The 15,922-nt window shown below is 55.5% G+C and carries 14 protein-coding genes; 9 read left to right on the forward strand and 5 right to left on the reverse strand.

Annotation, left to right across the window (positions count from 1 at the left end):
* Window positions 1-133: 133 nt before the first annotated feature.
* Window positions 134-2,347, reverse strand: a complete 2,214-nt coding sequence (zntA, locus tag FOC35_RS09920; RefSeq protein WP_172568815.1) for a Zn(II)/Cd(II)/Pb(II) translocating P-type ATPase ZntA — start codon at window positions 2,345-2,347, stop codon at window positions 134-136.
* 184 nt (window positions 2,348-2,531) lie between these two features.
* On the opposite strand from zntA, the gene FOC35_RS09925 reads away from it, so the two are divergent.
* The 3 genes from FOC35_RS09925 (at window position 2,532) to FOC35_RS09935 (ending at window position 6,238) form a co-directional block, all read left to right on the forward strand.
* Window positions 2,532-3,578: a LacI family DNA-binding transcriptional regulator gene (locus tag FOC35_RS09925; protein WP_172568816.1), complete on the forward strand. Its 1,047-nt coding sequence runs from the start codon at window positions 2,532-2,534 to the stop codon at window positions 3,576-3,578.
* 163 nt (window positions 3,579-3,741) lie between these two features.
* Complete coding sequence (locus FOC35_RS09930; protein WP_172568817.1) at window positions 3,742-4,812, forward strand: SIS domain-containing protein; 1,071 nt, start codon at window positions 3,742-3,744, stop codon at window positions 4,810-4,812.
* Between the two features lie 55 nt (window positions 4,813-4,867).
* On the forward strand, window positions 4,868-6,238 hold the full coding sequence (locus tag FOC35_RS09935) for a PTS transporter subunit EIIC (RefSeq protein WP_254065387.1): 1,371 nt from the start codon (window positions 4,868-4,870) through the stop codon (window positions 6,236-6,238).
* Window positions 6,239-6,240: 2 nt separating this feature from the next.
* Here the strand turns inward: FOC35_RS09935 and FOC35_RS09940 are convergent, their stop codons facing one another.
* On the reverse strand, window positions 6,241-6,867 hold the full coding sequence (locus FOC35_RS09940; protein ID WP_172568819.1) for a lysoplasmalogenase: 627 nt from the start codon (window positions 6,865-6,867) through the stop codon (window positions 6,241-6,243).
* 122 nt (window positions 6,868-6,989) lie between these two features.
* On the opposite strand from FOC35_RS09940, the gene FOC35_RS09945 reads away from it, so the two are divergent.
* The gene (locus tag FOC35_RS09945; RefSeq protein WP_172568820.1) at window positions 6,990-7,361 is read left to right on the forward strand and encodes a DUF2500 domain-containing protein; all 372 of its coding nucleotides are present in this window, start codon (window positions 6,990-6,992) and stop codon (window positions 7,359-7,361) included.
* On the opposite strand, the gene FOC35_RS09950 is transcribed toward FOC35_RS09945, so the two are convergent.
* Both FOC35_RS09950 and rsmD read right to left on the reverse strand, forming a co-directional pair.
* Complete coding sequence (locus FOC35_RS09950) at window positions 7,349-7,618, reverse strand: DUF1145 family protein (protein WP_115586373.1); 270 nt, start codon at window positions 7,616-7,618, stop codon at window positions 7,349-7,351. The genes FOC35_RS09945 and FOC35_RS09950 overlap by 13 nt on opposite strands.
* A 5-nt stretch (window positions 7,619-7,623) precedes the next feature.
* On the reverse strand, window positions 7,624-8,211 hold the full coding sequence (gene rsmD / locus FOC35_RS09955) for a 16S rRNA (guanine(966)-N(2))-methyltransferase (protein WP_172568821.1): 588 nt from the start codon (window positions 8,209-8,211) through the stop codon (window positions 7,624-7,626).
* A gap of 181 nt (window positions 8,212-8,392) precedes the next feature.
* Here rsmD and ftsY point away from each other — a divergent pair, with 181 nt between their 5' ends.
* The 4 genes from ftsY (at window position 8,393) to rpoH (ending at window position 12,890) form a co-directional block, all read left to right on the forward strand.
* Window positions 8,393-10,060 (forward strand): signal recognition particle-docking protein FtsY, encoded by a 1,668-nt coding sequence (ftsY, locus tag FOC35_RS09960; RefSeq protein ID WP_172568822.1) that lies wholly within the window; start codon window positions 8,393-8,395, stop codon window positions 10,058-10,060.
* A 2-nt stretch (window positions 10,061-10,062) separates the two neighbouring features.
* Window positions 10,063-10,731 (forward strand): cell division ATP-binding protein FtsE, encoded by a 669-nt coding sequence (ftsE, locus tag FOC35_RS09965; RefSeq protein WP_016538586.1) that lies wholly within the window; start codon window positions 10,063-10,065, stop codon window positions 10,729-10,731.
* On the forward strand, window positions 10,724-11,779 hold the full coding sequence (gene ftsX / locus FOC35_RS09970; RefSeq protein ID WP_039899458.1) for a permease-like cell division protein FtsX: 1,056 nt from the start codon (window positions 10,724-10,726) through the stop codon (window positions 11,777-11,779). The genes ftsE and ftsX overlap by 8 nt, the downstream gene beginning before the upstream one ends.
* A 256-nt stretch (window positions 11,780-12,035) precedes the next feature.
* A complete protein-coding gene (rpoH, locus tag FOC35_RS09975) occupies window positions 12,036-12,890 on the forward strand; it encodes an RNA polymerase sigma factor RpoH (RefSeq protein WP_016538584.1) in 855 nt (284 codons plus the stop codon).
* Window positions 12,891-12,927: 37 nt separating this feature from the next.
* Here rpoH and FOC35_RS09980 read toward each other — a convergent pair whose 3' ends face one another.
* Entirely contained in the window at window positions 12,928-14,418 is a 1,491-nt protein-coding gene (locus FOC35_RS09980) for a PLP-dependent aminotransferase family protein (protein ID WP_039898915.1), read from the reverse strand.
* A gap of 118 nt (window positions 14,419-14,536) precedes the next feature.
* Here FOC35_RS09980 and FOC35_RS09985 point away from each other — a divergent pair, with 118 nt between their 5' ends.
* Entirely contained in the window at window positions 14,537-15,802 is a 1,266-nt protein-coding gene (locus FOC35_RS09985; protein WP_172568823.1) for a 4-aminobutyrate--2-oxoglutarate transaminase, read from the forward strand.
* Window positions 15,803-15,922 lie beyond the last annotated feature (120 nt).

Genomic DNA, 15,922 nt, shown 5'->3' on the forward strand with positions numbered 1-15,922 from the left:
GAAGTTGACTGATTGGCAACAATAATGCTCGCTAGTTGCCAATCAGTCAACTAGCGAATGAGGGATTTCTATTGTTGCAGAGAGGCATCCTTGCCTCCATTTAGCGTGTAAACGCTGCGAGATGCCTCGATATCTATTTCTTACGCAGTAGTCGGATGGCGTTAGCGGTGACCAGCGCGGTTGCGCCAGAGTCGGCCAGTACCGCCAGCCAAAGGCCGGTAAGGCCGAGCAGCGTAGTGACGAGGAAAATCCCCTTCAGGCCCAGCGCTATCGTCACGTTCTGGCGAATGTTGTTGTGGGTTGCTCTGGCGAGTTTCACCATTCCGGCAAGTTCGGTCAGGCGATTGTGGGTTAATGCCGCATCTGCGGTTTCCAGCGCCACATCGGTGCCGCTGCCCATCGCGATGCCGATAGTCGCCGCTTTCATCGCTGGGGCATCGTTAATGCCGTCGCCAACCATTGCCAGCGGCGCTGCCACATTCAGCTTGTTCACCGCCGCTACTTTATCCGCCGGTAGCAGGCTGGCGCGGTAGTCGATGCCCAATTCTCCGGCAATGGCCGCCGCCGCTCGTGGGTTATCGCCCGTCAGCATTACGCCCTGAATCCCCAGTTCACGCAGAGCCGCAACCGCCTCGCGGGCGTCGCTACGCAGCGTATCCCGCATGGCTATTGTGCCGAGTAATTGCCCGGCGCGCAGCACGACGATCACCGTCTGGCCCTGTTCTTCCTGCTGAGCAATGCTTTGCTGCCATGTGTCATTCAGTTCGCCAGCGGTTAGTTTAGACGGAGAGCTGAGCAGCACGGTTTCACCGCTGATATTGGCTTCCACGCCAACGCCCGCCAGCGCACGGTGATTTTGCGCTACCGGCAGCGAGAGGTTCCGCTGCTGAGCGGCGTTCACAATCGCCTGTGCCAGCGGATGAGTTGAGCCTTGCTCTACCGCTGCGGCCAGCGCCAGCAAAGCGTTTTCCTCAATAACTCCATTAACCGTAACACCCGTAACCTGCGGTTTGCCCGCGGTCAGCGTGCCGGTTTTGTCGAACGCCACCTGCTGTACCTGGCCGAGCCTTTCCAGCGCGGCACCGCCCTTAATCAGCGCCCCACGGCGAGCGGCGGCCGCCAGGCCGGAGGTAATGGCCGCAGGCGTAGAAATGACCAGCGCGCAAGGGCAGCCAATCAGCAGCAGCGTCAGGCCTTTATAAATCCACGGCTCCCAGCCCAGGCCAAAGAACAGCGGCGGAATGACCGCGGTCAGCAGCGCGAGCAGCATGATTATCGGCGTATAAATACGGCTGAAGCGGTCGATAAAGCGTTCAATTGGCGCACGGCGTTCATCCGCCTCTTCAATCAGGCGCAGGATGCGGTCGATAGCGCTGTCGCCCGGTTCGGAAAGCACTTCCAGCTGTACCAGACGGTCAACGCTGGTGCTGCCGGCCGCGACCTTTTCTCCGCTCTGGCGTTCGACCGGCACAGACTCGCCGGTAAGGGCGCTTTCGTCGAAGCTGGCAAATTCGCTCAGCAACCGACCATCGGCAGGAAGGCGCCCGCCCGCTGCAACTTCAATAATGTCTCCCGGGCGCAGGTCGGCCTGGGCGACGGTTTCGCGCTCGCCGTCCCGGAGGCGAATAGCGACGTCCGGCTTTAACGCCATTAAGGCGCTGACTCCCCTGCGTGCGCGGCTGGCGGCGTAAGATTCAAGACGCTCGCCAATCAGGAACAGCAACAGCACCATCGCCGCTTCGGCGGTGGCACCGATAAACAGGGCGCCAATGGCCGCGACGCTCATCAACGTTTCGATGGCGAACCAGTTACCGCTGCGCATCAGGCGCACGGCCTGGCGGGCAATCGGCCACAGGCCTACCAGCGTTGTGGCAACAAAGGCCAGATTGCCAAGCGGGTGATTAACCTGCTCCAGCCCCCAGCTAATGACCATCAGGACGATAAGCAGGATCAGCGGCAGGTTCTCGCGCCATCCAGCGCTTTTTTCCTGCTTCGGCGCATTGGCGTCGCTCAGAGTGTAACCGGCGGCTTTTACCGCCTTTTCTACATCCGCGCGAATATCCCGCTCCGAGTTGACCAGCAATTTTTCGGTGGTGAACAGCACCTGCACCTGCCGTACATCGCTAATCTGCTTCACGGCATTTTCGACTTTGCGGGCGCATGCCGCGCAGTCCATACCCTCAACGTGCCAGCTGTAGCGGCTGCCGCCGTCGGCGATTTCTGGCTCAGGTACTGCGGAAGAACAGGTTTCATCTGCGCAGCAGGAGGGGCCTTCCGCCTGCAGCGGGCTAAGTTTGGCTAGCGCAAACTGCGGTGGTTTTTTGCCGTCTTGAGATGTGTTGAGCATGGCGCCCTCCGGTAATGATAATTTTCTCATTACCGATGTTACACTCTGGAGCCAACTCCAGAGTCAAGAGGGATTTTTGCCACAGGCGGTTAATTGCACCCGGACGGCACTTTTCGGGATTGCTCTTTGCTTCCCTTTGGCGCTTCCCCTAGTATTAAGCGCAGGTCGGGATGAGAATGTAATAATGAAAAAACCGCTGACAATCAAAGATATTGCCGAGCTGGCGCAGGTTTCTATCGCCACGGTCTCGAGGGTGTTGAATAACAATAGCTGGGTGGCGGATAAAACCCGCAGCCGGGTGGAAAAAGTTATCCAGGAGCATAACTTCAGCCCTAATTTGCTGGCGCGAGGGATGATTTCGAAGAAAACCCAGACTCTGGCTATCGTGGTTTCGGACATCAGCAACCCTTATTTTGTTACGCTGGTGGCGCAGATTGAGCACGAAAGTTTGCGGCTGGGTTATAAGGTCACGCTCTACGATACTCAGTCGGCGAATAAAAGCTCCCGCGAGGCACCGGTGGTGCCAGAAGAGCATATTTTCAATTCCATTACCGACAGCCAGATTGACGGCGTTATCATTCTGGGTGGCAACATTGACTACAACGATATCTCGGCAATTTATATGCAGGAGCTGAAAAAGCTGATTGCCACCGTGCCGGTAGTGGTGGTTGGCCGCAGGCTCCCGGGCGTCGAGTACGCCTGCGTTGAGCGCGATCAGGCCGGGTGCGTCAGGCTGGCGACCCGGCATCTCATTGCTAAAGGCTACCGGCATATTGGTTTTATTGGCGGCTCGAAAAATGTTTATATTACCCGCGAGCGTGAAGCCGTATTCAGAGAAGAGCTGGAACAGGCCGGTTTACCGGTTAATACAAGTTCAATCGTGCTTAATAATTTCTATTTACAGCACGGCTATGAAGCCATTGAGAAATTAATTTCCGGGAATGAAAAACTGCCTGATGCCATTGTCGCGATTAACGATCATGTCGCTAAAGGTGCTATTCGGGCATTAAAAGATAAAAATATATCGGTACCTGAAAATATCGCCATTGTCAGCTGTGAATATTTTCCAGGTAGCGAATATTTTATTCCCCGTATCACCACGGTTGACCATCAAAATGCGCTGATCGGTAAAGAGGTAATGGCACGTTTAATGGCAATTCTTAATCAGGATAATATTGTAAGCGCGTCGGAAAAAACGCCTCTTAAGCTGGTAAAAGGCGAATCCTGTTAATTTTCAACGGCGGAGGCATATTACCTTGCCTCCGCCTGTAGCCGCCCTTCACTCCATTTTTTGATCCCGCTAGCAATTGCACGATCTGGCGTTGACAAGCCTCATCTGACTCCTCTAGCCTAAAACCTGAAAACGTTTTCAGGTTTTGATTACAGGAGAGCCGATGAAACCGACAATGATGACCTACATCCACGAGGAACAGGCGACGCTTAGCGCCATGATTGCCCGCTATCCGTCCGACCTGCCGGTGCTTAACGGGCAAAAAAACTGGCTGGTGCTGGCGACCGGTTCCAGCATTAACGCCATCAAAAGCGCCAAATATTACGTGGAGAAGCTGGCGGATGTGCGCATTACGGTGGAGGAGCCTTTTCATTTCCAGCATTACGAAAAATTTGCCGAAACTACGGACTTGGTGATTGGCGTTTCCCAGAGCGGGGAGAGCACTTCCACCATCAACGCTATCCAACATATTCGCCGGTCGCATGAGGTAAAAACCCTCGGCATAACAAGCAAAATGGGCAGCGAACTGGCGCGTACCGTTGATCATGTTGTCGATATCGAAATTGGCGAAGAGCGGGTGGGCTATGTCACTAAAGGCTACGTTGCCACTATTTTGAAATTTATGCTGCTGGGCATTTTTTCCGCCCGTCGAAGCGGCAAACTGAGCGCGGAGCAGGAAGCCGTCGAACTGGCGAAACTGGAAAAAGCGGTGAAGGCGATTCCGGCGGTTATCTCCGCTACAGAATCTTTCTTTAGCAAATGGCAGGATGAGCTGGTCGCTTCGCCGCGCTTTACCGCGATTGGCTTTGGGCCGGGCGTTGGCGTGATTAAAGAGATGGAGACCAAATTTGCCGAGACTATTCGCGTGCCTTCTCAGGGCGTAGAGCTGGAAACCTTCATGCACGGGCCTTATTTCGAGGTGAACGGTAACCACCGCATGTTCTTTATTGATACGCCGGGCGTAGCACGTGAAAGATTATTATTGCTGAAAGCCTATGAGCAAAAATATACCGACTATGTGTACACAGTTAAATTAGGTGAAGACAACGATCCCCGCACGCTTAGCGTTAATGCTGAGATTGATGAATTTATTGCGCCGCTGATCCTGGTGATCCCGTTCCAGATCCTGGCTCATCATATTGCCGAGGCGAAAGGGAATAACCTTCCACAACGCATTTTCACCGATTTTGGCGTTGCGGTAAAAAGTAAAACCAAACCGGGCGATTACGCCTGATACGGGCTGTACCCTACATAAAATAATTTCCATACCTTGCTACTGAGGAATGACTATGGCTACCTTCGGTCAACTTGCCCGGCAGATAATTAAGCACGTCGGTGAAGCAGAAAATATAGAGCATCTTACCCACTGCGCCACGCGTCTGCGTTTTACTATTAAAGACAAAACTAAGATTAATAAAGACGAGCTTTATAAATTACCGGAGGTAGTCAAGCTGGTTGAAAACCCGGGGCAGTTTCAGATTGTCATCGGGCCGAAGGTTGAAAAAGTATTTCTGGAGATAACGGCGCAGCTTGGTGAGCAAAACCAGGACGAGGCGGCAGCGCCGAAGGGCTCGGTTATCAACCGCCTGCTGGCTACGCTGTCGGCCATTTTTACCCCGTACATCGGCGTGCTGGCGGGCGTTGGGGTGGTGAAAGGGATCGTGGTGCTGCTGCAAACCATGAGCCTGGTGGACACTCATTCCTATATTTTCACCGTGTTTAATGCGCTTTCCAGCGGCGTATTTGTGATGCTGCCGCTGTTTATCGCCGTTACCGCGGCAGAGCGGTTTAAAACCAATAAATTCAGCGCGCTGGCGCTAACGGCGGCGATGATATTCCCGCTGACGGATGCCAGCGTACCCGGCGCGTTTCACGTAATGGGTCTGGCGCTGAACGTTAAAATCTACGGCGGAGCGGTTATTCCGGCGGTGTTTGCCGTGCTGTTCCAGAGCTACGTGGAACGCTGGCTGAAGAAGGTCATTCCTGAGATTGCGGCGCTGGTATTTGTTCCCTGCCTGTCGCTGATTATCAGCGGGTTTGTGGTGTTTACCGTGATAGGCCCGGTGGCGGATTACGTGGGCGTGGGTATCGCGAACGGCTATGCGTGGCTGTACAACCTCAGCCCGGTTATCTCCGGGGCATTACTGGCCGGGATTGGGCAACTGTTCGTGGTATTCGGCGTGCACTGGGGCATCATCCCGCTGGCGCTTATCAATATTCAGGTCAACGGTTACGACACCATTATGGCGATGTTTATGTCGGCGGTGATGGGGCAGTTTGGCGCGGTATTCGGCGCGATATTTATCGCCCGCAACCTCAAAGATAAGCAGATCGCTATCTCTGCTTCGCTCTCCGCCTTCTTCGGCATTACCGAGCCTGCTTTGTACGGCGTGAACCTCAAATACCGCATGCTGTTTGTGTTTGGCTGCATTGGGGCAGCGCTTGGGGGCGGCATTACCGGGCTGCTGGGGGTAAAAACCTACAGCTTCCTGCCGGTGCTCAACGTGTTCGAGCTGGGGTTATTCAGCGGGCCTGATTCGAAGATGATTTATGAAGTCTTTGCCATCGCGGTGGCGTTCACGGTGCCTGCGGTATTGACCATTATCTACGGTAAAACCCGCAGGCTGGAACCCGCCTCTCTCGTAGAAGAGAGGCGCTAAGCTCAGATATAAAGGGCACGAACAATCATAAAGTGCCCGGCAAAATAGCAGGCGGCGGCGATTGCGCTGTCGCCTCTGAAGCGATGACGATAGTGGCTAACCAGCCAGACAATATTGCCGAGCAGCAGCAGGCTGGCACCGATAAACCCGGAGAAACTGTTAGCGGTCGGGCGGAAGAAGTACAGCTCGGCGGCCAGCCATACCATCACCAGCGTCATGCCGATAAAGGTCAGGATCGGCATGCGCAGTGTTTCCAGCCGGGTCCAGATAGTGGCGACCAGCAGCGTGCCGATAATCAGCAGCGCCAGAGGCAGCGGCCAGAAGATAGCGAAGGTCATCTGGCTGGCGAAATAGATGGTGTACAGCAGGTGTGAAAGGAAGAAAGCGCCAACGGCGTACAGCAGGCGCTGGGTCGGCAACAGCGTTAACGCATCGCCCACCAGGGTTGCCAGCAAACCGGCGACAATCAGGTAGCCGGAGGCTTCAAACATCCGCGCTTGCCAGGCAAGCAAAAGCAGGAGCAGCAGGGTCACAGGCTTGAAAACCCAGCGCTGCCAGGCGGGGCCTCGCCAGGAGGCGTCGATATAAATCCAACCTGATAAAGCAACTGCAATAAATGACCAAAGCATGATATGTCCTTATTTTAATTGTCAGGTGTCACTGTGCTCAGTCTAGTGGTTAAGCGGCGCAGATGACAACGCCGTCGCGCCAGGGTTATGCTTAAAAGTGCCTGACAACTTGAGACAAAGCCATGAGCAAACCGCCCGTTTTCATCATAGCGATCATCGTGTTAATCGTGGTCGCAGCTTCCTTCCGCTACCTGCATCAGCGACGCCAGAATATGGAAAACGATGCGGCCCCGTTGAGCGTGAAAAAGGTGGTGGTGGCAACGAAGCGAGAAAAGCCTCTCAATGACCGGCGCTCGCGCCAGAGGGAAGTGATCCCCGCCGAGGACTCAATGCGTTACGAAATTTGGTTCGCGCCACAGAGCGGCGGCATGGAGATGAAAATGCGCGTTACCGCGGCGGAATACAATCAGGTGACGGTGGGAGACAAAGGGCAGCTAAGCTATAAGGGGACGCGCTTTGTCAGCTTCGCCCCCGAAGCGCCTCACTTGCCCTGACGCAGCTTCTTCTGCCAGACCAGCAGTTCAAACACGCCAAACACGAAGATTTTAATTTGCTCGATGCGAGGCAGCGCCGGGCCGTCTTTAGGCTGGGTCGCCTTCAGCAGGCTGAGCTGCAGGCCATGCATTATCACCATAAATATCAGCGCGACGTTCACAAAGATGTTGAGCGGGCGCGGGTATGGATGAAACAGGTTGAAAATCAGAAAGCCCCACACGCACAGCATCAGCAGGCGGCCAAAGTTAATCAGAATCGGCATTATGCGGCTCCTTGAGCTTCACGAATAAACAGACGGTAGGCAACCTGGCCTGCCACTTTTTCACGATGCAGCGCCCAGTTTTTTGGCACTGCGGGTAGACCATTTTCCACTTCACTTTCAACGTAGATGAGCGCTTCGTCCGCCAGCCAGCCGTTTTTCTCCAGCAGGGCGAGGGTTTCGTCCAGTAGCCCCTTGCGGAACGGCGGGTCAACAAACACCACGTTATGCGGTGTACCCGGCTGCGCCAGCACGTTGAGCGTATTGGCGTTCAGCACTTTGCCGTTATTGGCTTTTAAGGTCGCCAGGTTCTTTTGCAACTGCTGGGAGACGGCACGATCCATTTCAATCAACGTGGCGCTGGCGGCATAGCGCGATAGCGCCTCCAGGCCAAGTGCGCCGCTACCGGCAAAGCAGTCGAGGCAATGTGAGTCCACCATTGAAGGCGCCAGCCAGTTAAACAGCGTTTCGCGTACCCGGTCGGTAGTCGGACGCAGGCCCGGGCTGTCGGGAACCGGGAGTTTTCGGCCACGCCATTGGCCGCCGATTATGCGGATCTGGCCGGAGCCAGCGGATTGGGGTTTCTTCATTGCTCTCACTGCGATGCTAAATTTTGCGGCTATTCTAGCGGCGCATGTCCGGCCAGGAAACCTTATTCCACCGGAGTGATGCCGCGCCGGGAAAGTGGTAGACTAGCCCACTATTTTTTATGCCCGTGGCAAGCAGAATCGGGTCTGTGCCATGAGTTAACAGCGAGGAGTGTAGTCGCAAATGGCGAAAGAGAAAAAACGTGGCTTTTTTTCCTGGCTGGGATTTGGCCAGAAAGATCAACAACCGGAAGCAGAAACAGAACAAAAAGTAGCAGAAGAACAACCGGTTACTGAACAGGCTGCACAACAGGAAGCGCCTCAACAGCCCCTGGCTGCTGAACAAGAAACCCAGGATTTAGTTAGTGAGCACTCACTGGATGAGTCCGAAAAATTTGCCCGGGAGGTGGTTGAGGTTAATCAGCTGCTGGTGGAAGAAGATGCCGCCGTTGCCGAGCCGGAAATCATCCCTGAACCGGAAGTCGCCCCCGAGCCTGAGGCCGTTGTTGAACCCGAAGTGGTTGTAGAGCCTGAGGTCGTGGCTGAACCCGAAGCGGTTGTAGAGCCTGAGGTTATTGCCGAACCCGAGGCGGTTGTCGAGCCGGAAGTGATTGCCGAGCCAGAGCCGGAAATCATCGAACCTGTGGTGGCTGCCGTTGAGCCAGAAGTTATCGAGCAGCCAGTTGCCGCCGTAGAGCACGAAGTTCTGCCGCTGCCGGAAGACGTTACTGAAAGCGCAGCACAGCCGGACGAATGGCAGGCCGAGCAGGACGAAATCATTGAAGAAGAAGTGGCCGAAGCAAAAGCTTTGTTCGCCGAAGCACAGCTCGTAGAGCCAGAGGCCGAGCCTGAAACCGTTGATGAAGCCGAACCGGAAGCGGTTGAAGAAGTGGTTCCGGCAGCGGTCCAGCAGGAACAAGAGAAGCCAACCAAAGAAGGTTTCTTTGCGCGCCTGAAGCGCAGCCTGGTCAAAACCAAACAAAACCTCGGTTCCGGATTTATCAGTCTGTTCCGCGGCAAAAAAATCGACGATGATCTGTTTGAAGAGCTGGAAGAGCAGCTTCTGATTGCCGACGTTGGGGTGGAAACCACCCGTAAAATCATCAACAACCTGACGGAAGGCGCAAGCCGCAAACAGCTGCGTGACGCCGAGGCGTTATACGGCCTGCTGAAGGAAGAGATGAGCGATATCCTCGCCAAAGTGGACGAGCCGCTGAATGTTGAAGGCAAAACGCCGTTTGTTATCCTGATGGTTGGCGTTAACGGCGTGGGTAAAACCACGACCATCGGCAAGCTGGCACGCCAGTTTGAGCAGCAGGGTAAATCCGTGATGCTGGCGGCGGGCGATACCTTCCGCGCGGCGGCGGTTGAACAGCTACAAGTTTGGGGCCAGCGCAACAATATTCCGGTGGTGGCTCAGCATACCGGCGCGGATTCCGCTTCGGTTATCTTCGATGCTATCCAGGCGGCGAAGGCGCGTAATGTTGACGTCCTGATAGCCGACACCGCAGGGCGCCTGCAAAATAAAGCGCACCTGATGGAAGAGCTGAAGAAAATTGTCAGGGTTATGAAAAAGCTGGACGAAGACGCCCCGCATGAGGTTATGCTCACCATCGACGCCAGCACCGGTCAGAATGCGGTAAGCCAGGCTAAACTGTTCCACGAAGCGGTGGGGCTAACGGGCATCACCCTGACTAAACTGGACGGGACCGCCAAGGGTGGCGTTATCTTCTCTGTGGCAGACCAGTTCGGTATTCCGATTCGCTACATTGGCGTCGGCGAACAAATTTCTGATTTGCGACCGTTTAATGCGGGCGACTTTATAGAGGCACTTTTTGCCCGAGAGGATTAACAATGATTCGCTTTGAACACGTCAGTAAAGCCTATCTCGGTGGGAGACAAGCGTTGCAGGGAGTCACCTTCCATATGCAACCGGGCGAGATGGCCTTTCTGACCGGCCACTCTGGCGCAGGGAAAAGTACCCTGCTCAAGCTTATCTGTGGTATCGAGCGGCCAAGCGCCGGGAAGATCTCTTTCGGCGGCCACGATATTAGCCGCCTGAAGAGTCGTGAGGTGCCGTTCCTGCGGCGCCAGATCGGCATGATTTTCCAGGATCACCACCTGTTGATGGACAGAACCGTTTACGACAACGTGGCCATTCCGCTGATCATCGCCGGCGCCAGCGGCGAAGATATTCGCCGTCGCGTCTCGGCGGCATTAGATAAGGTCGGGCTGTTGGACAAAGCGAAAAATTTCCCAATCCAACTCTCCGGCGGTGAGCAGCAGCGCGTGGGCATTGCCCGTGCGGTGGTGAATAAGCCTGCGGTGCTGCTGGCGGATGAACCGACCGGTAACCTGGATGATGCGCTGTCGGAAGGCATTCTGCGCCTGTTTGAAGAATTTAACCGCGTCGGCGTGACGGTTCTGATGGCAACCCACGACATGGGGCTAATCTCGCGCCGCAACTACCGTATGTTGACGCTAAGCGACGGCCATTTGCATGGAGGCCTGGCAGGTGAATAGAAACAGTGCGCTCAACCATATTAAGCGCTTCAGCAACAAGCTGGATAAATTCAACAAGCTGAACAAGCTTGGCGATCTGGGCCGCTCGGTGAAAAAGCGTGGCAAAGGGCCGCAGTCGAAAAGCCGCTCCCTCAAGGGTGGCGTGAATGAACAGTTCCGCTATGCCTGGGAAGGCGCGCTACAAGATTTAAAGAGCAAGCCTCTGGCGACGTTCCTGACGGTGATGGTAATTGCCATCTCCCTCACGCTGCCGAGCGTTTGTTATATGGTTTACAAAAACGTCAACCAGGCCGCGACGCAGTATTATCCTTCACCGCAAATTACCGTTTATCTGGATAAGGCGCTGGACGACAACGCCGCGCAGCAGGTTGTGGGCGCAATTCAGGCGGAAGAGGGCGTAGATAAAGTTAACTACCTTTCCCGCGAAGAAGCGCTGGGCGAATTCCGCAACTGGTCGGGCTTTGGCGGCGCGCTGGATATGCTGGAAGAGAACCCGCTGCCCGCGGTTGCGGTGGTTAACCCTAAGCTGGATTTCCAGAGTACCGACCACCTCAATACGCTGCGTGACCGCGTGGCGAAGATCCACGGCGTGGATGAAGTGCGCATGGACGATAGCTGGTTTGCCCGCCTTGCGGCGCTGACCGGGCTGGTGGGTCGCGTAGCGGCGATGATAGGCATTCTGATGGTGGCCGCGGTATTCCTGGTTATCGGCAACTCGGTTCGCCTGAGCATTTTTGCCCGCCGCGATACCATCAACGTGCAAAAGCTGATTGGCGCGACGGACGGCTTTATTCTGCGTCCGTTCCTTTATGGCGGGGCGCTGCTCGGCTTTAGCGGGGCGTTCCTGTCGCTTATTCTGTCGGAAATTCTGGTGATGCGTCTGTCCTCGGCGGTGACCGAAGTGGCGCAGGTGTTCGGCACTAAGTTCGATATCAGCGGCTTAGGTTTTGACGAATGCCTGCTGCTGCTGCTGGTCTCCTCGATGATCGGCTGGCTGGCAGCCTGGCTTGCCACTGTTCAACATTTACGCCGTTTTACCCCACAGTAAAAAGTTTTTGGTATACTCATCTTCTGCTACGATAACGTCGTCAGCAGGGGATGAGTTTTACTCCGCAGTGCCCCCTGCCATGCTGCAATAACCGTCACACTTTGTGTGTAATCTATTCACAGCTTTACATTGAACTTGTGGATAACATCACTGTCTGAGAGTACAGTGGATGATACGGTTTGGCGCTCGCTGCATTGCAGGCGCGCCGCCGCCAGTAGATGGCAACCTGTACGTCAGTCTCTAAGAGAGGGTTTGAATGACCAAAGAAATGCAAAATTTAGCTTTAGCCCCTGTTGGTAACCTGGAGTCGTATATCCGGGCTGCAAACGCCTGGCCGATGTTAACGGCTGAGGAAGAGAAGGAGCTGGCTGAAAAGCTGCATTACCAGGGTAGTCTGGAAGCAGCGAAAAAGCTGATCCTGTCTCACCTGCGCTTTGTTGTTCACGTTGCCCGTAATTATTCCGGCTACGGCCTGCCGCAGGCAGACCTTATCCAGGAAGGCAACATCGGCCTGATGAAAGCGGTGCGCCGCTTTAATCCGGAAGTCGGCGTTCGCCTGGTCTCCTTTGCCGTGCACTGGATCAAAGCCGAAATTCATGAATACGTGCTGCGTAACTGGCGTATCGTGAAAGTCGCGACCACCAAGGCACAGCGTAAGCTGTTCTTTAACCTGCGTAAAACCAAGCAGCGTCTGGGCTGGTTTAATCAGGACGAAGTCGAAATGGTTGCCAACGAGCTTGGCGTGTCCAGCAAAGACGTGCTTGAGATGGAATCACGCATGGCGGCGCAGGATATGACCTTCGACATGTCCAACGATGACGACTCAGACGGCCAGCCGATGGCGCCTGTGCTGTTCCTGCAGGACAAATCGTCCAACTTTGCCGACGGCATTGAAGACGATAACTGGGAATCGCACGCTGCCGACAAGCTGAGCGACGCGATGCAGGGCCTTGACGAGCGTAGCCAGCAGATTATTCGCGCACGCTGGCTGGATGAAGACAACAAGAGCACGCTGCAAGAACTGGCAGACCGTTATGGCGTTTCCGCCGAGCGTGTACGCCAGCTTGAAAAGAACGCGATGAAAAAATTGCGAGCTGCGATAGAAGCATAAAGCCGACATTGCAGTGCCGCCCCGAGAACGCCCCACTTTATGCTGGGGCGTTTTGTTTTTTAGCCTCCGGCATACATTCCAACAGCGCGGCAAACGCCGCCTCCATTTCACTCTCAGGCAGGCTGGCAAACCCCATCAACAATCCCTTCTTACGCCGCTCCGTCAGGTAATAGCGCGACAGCGGGCGCACCAGAATATTTCTGGCGTTGGCGCACTGCGCAATTGCCACATCATCCGCTTCATCCGGCAGGTTCAAAATCAGATGCAGCCCGGCATTGTCGCTGAAATCTGACAGCGCCTGCGGGCCGCAATGGCGGGAAATTAGCTCGGTTAAAAAAGCGCGGCGACGGCCATAAAGCAGCCTCATACGGCGTATATGGGCCGAGTAGTGCCCGGCGGTTATGAACTCCGCCAGCGCCTGTTGGATAAGCGAGTGGCCGCCGCGATACAGCTCCGCATGAGCGGTTTTCAGGTCGCTAACCAGCGGGCGCGGCAGCACCACATAGCCGAGCCTTAGCCCTGGATAAAGCGTTTTGCTGAAGGTACCGATGTAAACCACCGGCGCTTCGTCGGCCAGCCCCTGCAAAGCGGGAATAGGCTGGCCTGAAAAGCGAAATTCACTGTCGTAATCGTCTTCAATAATCCAGCTGCCGTGCTGGCGGGCCAGGGCCAGCAGCCGCTGGCGACGCTCCAGGCTCATCACCGCGCCCAGCGGATATTGGTGTGAAGGCGTGACAAAGATCAGGCGCGGCGCTTCGGTTATCGTCTCCGGTGGGCAGAGGCCGTTAGCATCGACGGTCAGCGGTGTAATCCGCACGTCGTTCATCGCCAGTACGTGGCGAATGCCCCAGTAGGAAGGTTCTTCGATCCACGCTAGGTCGTCCCTGTCGCACAGCATTCGTGTCACCAGGTCGATAGCCTGGTGGATCCCTTCGGTGATAAGAATTTGCTCAACCTGGCAGTTTACGCCTCGAGAAACCCGCAGGTAGTCAACCAGCGCATGCTGTAGCTCCGGCGTGCCGCCGTTGCAGCTATAGCTGAGGCGCTCCGGCTTAGGCCGACGGCTGATGCGAGCCTGGATCTTACTGAACAGCGGATGTGGGAAAGCGTTAACGTCCGGGACGCCGGGAATAAAGGCTCCCCACTGGCGCGGGCTGGCGCTGACCCGGGAAAGAAGATGCAGGCCGCGGCGGGAGATTGAAACCTCCGTGGCGGAAGCCGCGCCGCTTTCGCCAACCTTGCCTGCGGAGGTGAAGCGATCCGGCAGCGTTTTTTCAACAAATGTTCCGCTGCCCTGGCGGGAGGCAACATAGCCCTCAGTCATCAGCTGTTCGTAAACTGTTAATACCGTGTTGCGTGAGATGTTAAGTTCACTGGCTAAGTCACGAGAAGCAGGCAGGCGGCTGTGGGAGGGGAGTGAGCCATCCAGAATTGAGCGCCGAAGCGCGTTGTAAAGGCGCTTATGCAGCAGGTTATCGCTCTCTTCCTGCAGCCTGACAAGAATCAAATCACCCACTAAATCTCGCAATTGGATCCCTCAGATAATCTGAATTGGTACTCGATTATAGAGCCAATACCTGTGTAAATAAACGACATTGTTTCTGATTTGTTGCGATAAAGTGACTGAGATAACAGGAGAGACCAGGGTGAAAAGTGCAGAGCTGAACCAGCGTCGTTTACAGGCCACCCCTCGCGGCGTGGGCGTGATGTGTAGCTACTTTGCAGAGAAGGCTGAGAACGCCACTCTGTGGGATGTAGAAGGCAACGAGGTTATTGATTTTGCCGCAGGGATTGCGGTGCTGAACACCGGACATCGCCATCCAAAAGTCATTGCCGCTGTAGAAAAACAGCTGCAGGCCTTTACCCACACGGCTTACCAGATTGTTCCTTACGAAAGCTATGTTTCCCTTGCCGAGCGCATCAACGAGCTGGCGCCGATTGAAGGCCCGGCCAAAACCGCATTTTTCACCACCGGCGCAGAAGCCGTTGAGAATGCGGTAAAAATTGCCCGCGCTTACACCAAACGCCCTGGCCTGATTACCTTCGGTGGCGGCTTCCATGGCCGTACCTTTATGACGATGGCGCTCACCGGCAAAGTGGCTCCTTACAAAATTGGCTTTGGCCCGTTCCCCGGTTCCGTTTACCACGCGGTTTACCCTAATGCCGCGCATGGCGTAACCACCGGGGATGCACTGAAAAGCCTGGATCGCATCTTCAAAGCGGATATTGCGGCGGACCAGGTGGCGGCCATCGTGCTGGAGCCGATTCAGGGCGAAGGCGGTTTTAACGTTGCGCCGCCGGAGTTTATGCAGGCGCTGCGTGAGCTGTGCGACACCCACGGCATTCTGCTGATAGCCGATGAAGTGCAGACCGGGTTTGCGCGTACCGGCAAGCTGTTTGCGATGGAATATTACGATGTCAAAGCCGATCTGATGACTATGGCGAAAAGCCTGGCAGGCGGCTTCCCGCTGTCCGGCGTGGTTGGCCGCGCGGAAGTGATGGATGCTCCGGCTCCGGGTGGCCTGGGGGGAACCTATGCAGGTAACCCGCTAGCCGTTGCTGCCGCACATGCTGTTCTGGATGTTATTGCCGAGGAGCAGTTGTGCAAACGTGCAACCCAATTGGGCGAACACCTGAAAGAGGTGCTGAACCAGGCCCGGCAGAGCTGCCCGGCGATTGCCGACGTGCGTGGGCAAGGTTCGATGGTTGCGGTGGAGTTTAACGACCCGCAAAGCGGAAAACCTTCCCCGGAAATTACCCGAGAAATCCAGCAAAAGGCCCAGGAGCAGGGTTTACTGCTGCTGAGCTGCGGCGTTTACGGCAACGTGATTCGCTTCCTCTACCCGCTCACCATCCCCGATGCGCAGTTCACTAAAGCGCTGGCTATTCTTGCGCGGGTGCTCAAGGGCTAACCAGCCCGGCCAATTTCTGCGGCGCCACGGAAGCCCATCATCAATATAAGGCGGCCGCGTAGCTCTTTTTGCTCAGCGTGAGTGGTTTATCACCCTGATATCACCTGTTTTCCGGCGGGG

The sequence above is a fragment of the Cedecea sp. FDAARGOS_727 genome, from assembly GCF_012273235.1.
Lineage (GTDB): Bacteria > Pseudomonadota > Gammaproteobacteria > Enterobacterales > Enterobacteriaceae > Cedecea > Cedecea davisae.

What these genes read in the sequence shown, in the direction of transcription:
- zntA (WP_172568815.1), bottom strand. Translation starts at nt 2,347, where the DNA reads ATGCTCAACACATCTCAAGACGGCAAAAAACCACCGCAGTTTGCGCTA.
- FOC35_RS09925 (WP_172568816.1), top strand. Translation starts at nt 2,532, where the DNA reads ATGAAAAAACCGCTGACAATCAAAGATATTGCCGAGCTGGCGCAGGTT.
- FOC35_RS09930 (WP_172568817.1), top strand. Translation starts at nt 3,742, where the DNA reads ATGAAACCGACAATGATGACCTACATCCACGAGGAACAGGCGACGCTT.
- FOC35_RS09935 (WP_254065387.1), top strand. Translation starts at nt 4,868, where the DNA reads ATGGCTACCTTCGGTCAACTTGCCCGGCAGATAATTAAGCACGTCGGT.
- FOC35_RS09940 (WP_172568819.1), bottom strand. Translation starts at nt 6,867, where the DNA reads ATGCTTTGGTCATTTATTGCAGTTGCTTTATCAGGTTGGATTTATATC.
- FOC35_RS09945 (WP_172568820.1), top strand. Translation starts at nt 6,990, where the DNA reads ATGAGCAAACCGCCCGTTTTCATCATAGCGATCATCGTGTTAATCGTG.
- rsmD (WP_172568821.1), bottom strand. Translation starts at nt 8,211, where the DNA reads ATGAAGAAACCCCAATCCGCTGGCTCCGGCCAGATCCGCATAATCGGC.
- ftsY (WP_172568822.1), top strand. Translation starts at nt 8,393, where the DNA reads ATGGCGAAAGAGAAAAAACGTGGCTTTTTTTCCTGGCTGGGATTTGGC.
- ftsE (WP_016538586.1), top strand. Translation starts at nt 10,063, where the DNA reads ATGATTCGCTTTGAACACGTCAGTAAAGCCTATCTCGGTGGGAGACAA.
- rpoH (WP_016538584.1), top strand. Translation starts at nt 12,036, where the DNA reads ATGACCAAAGAAATGCAAAATTTAGCTTTAGCCCCTGTTGGTAACCTG.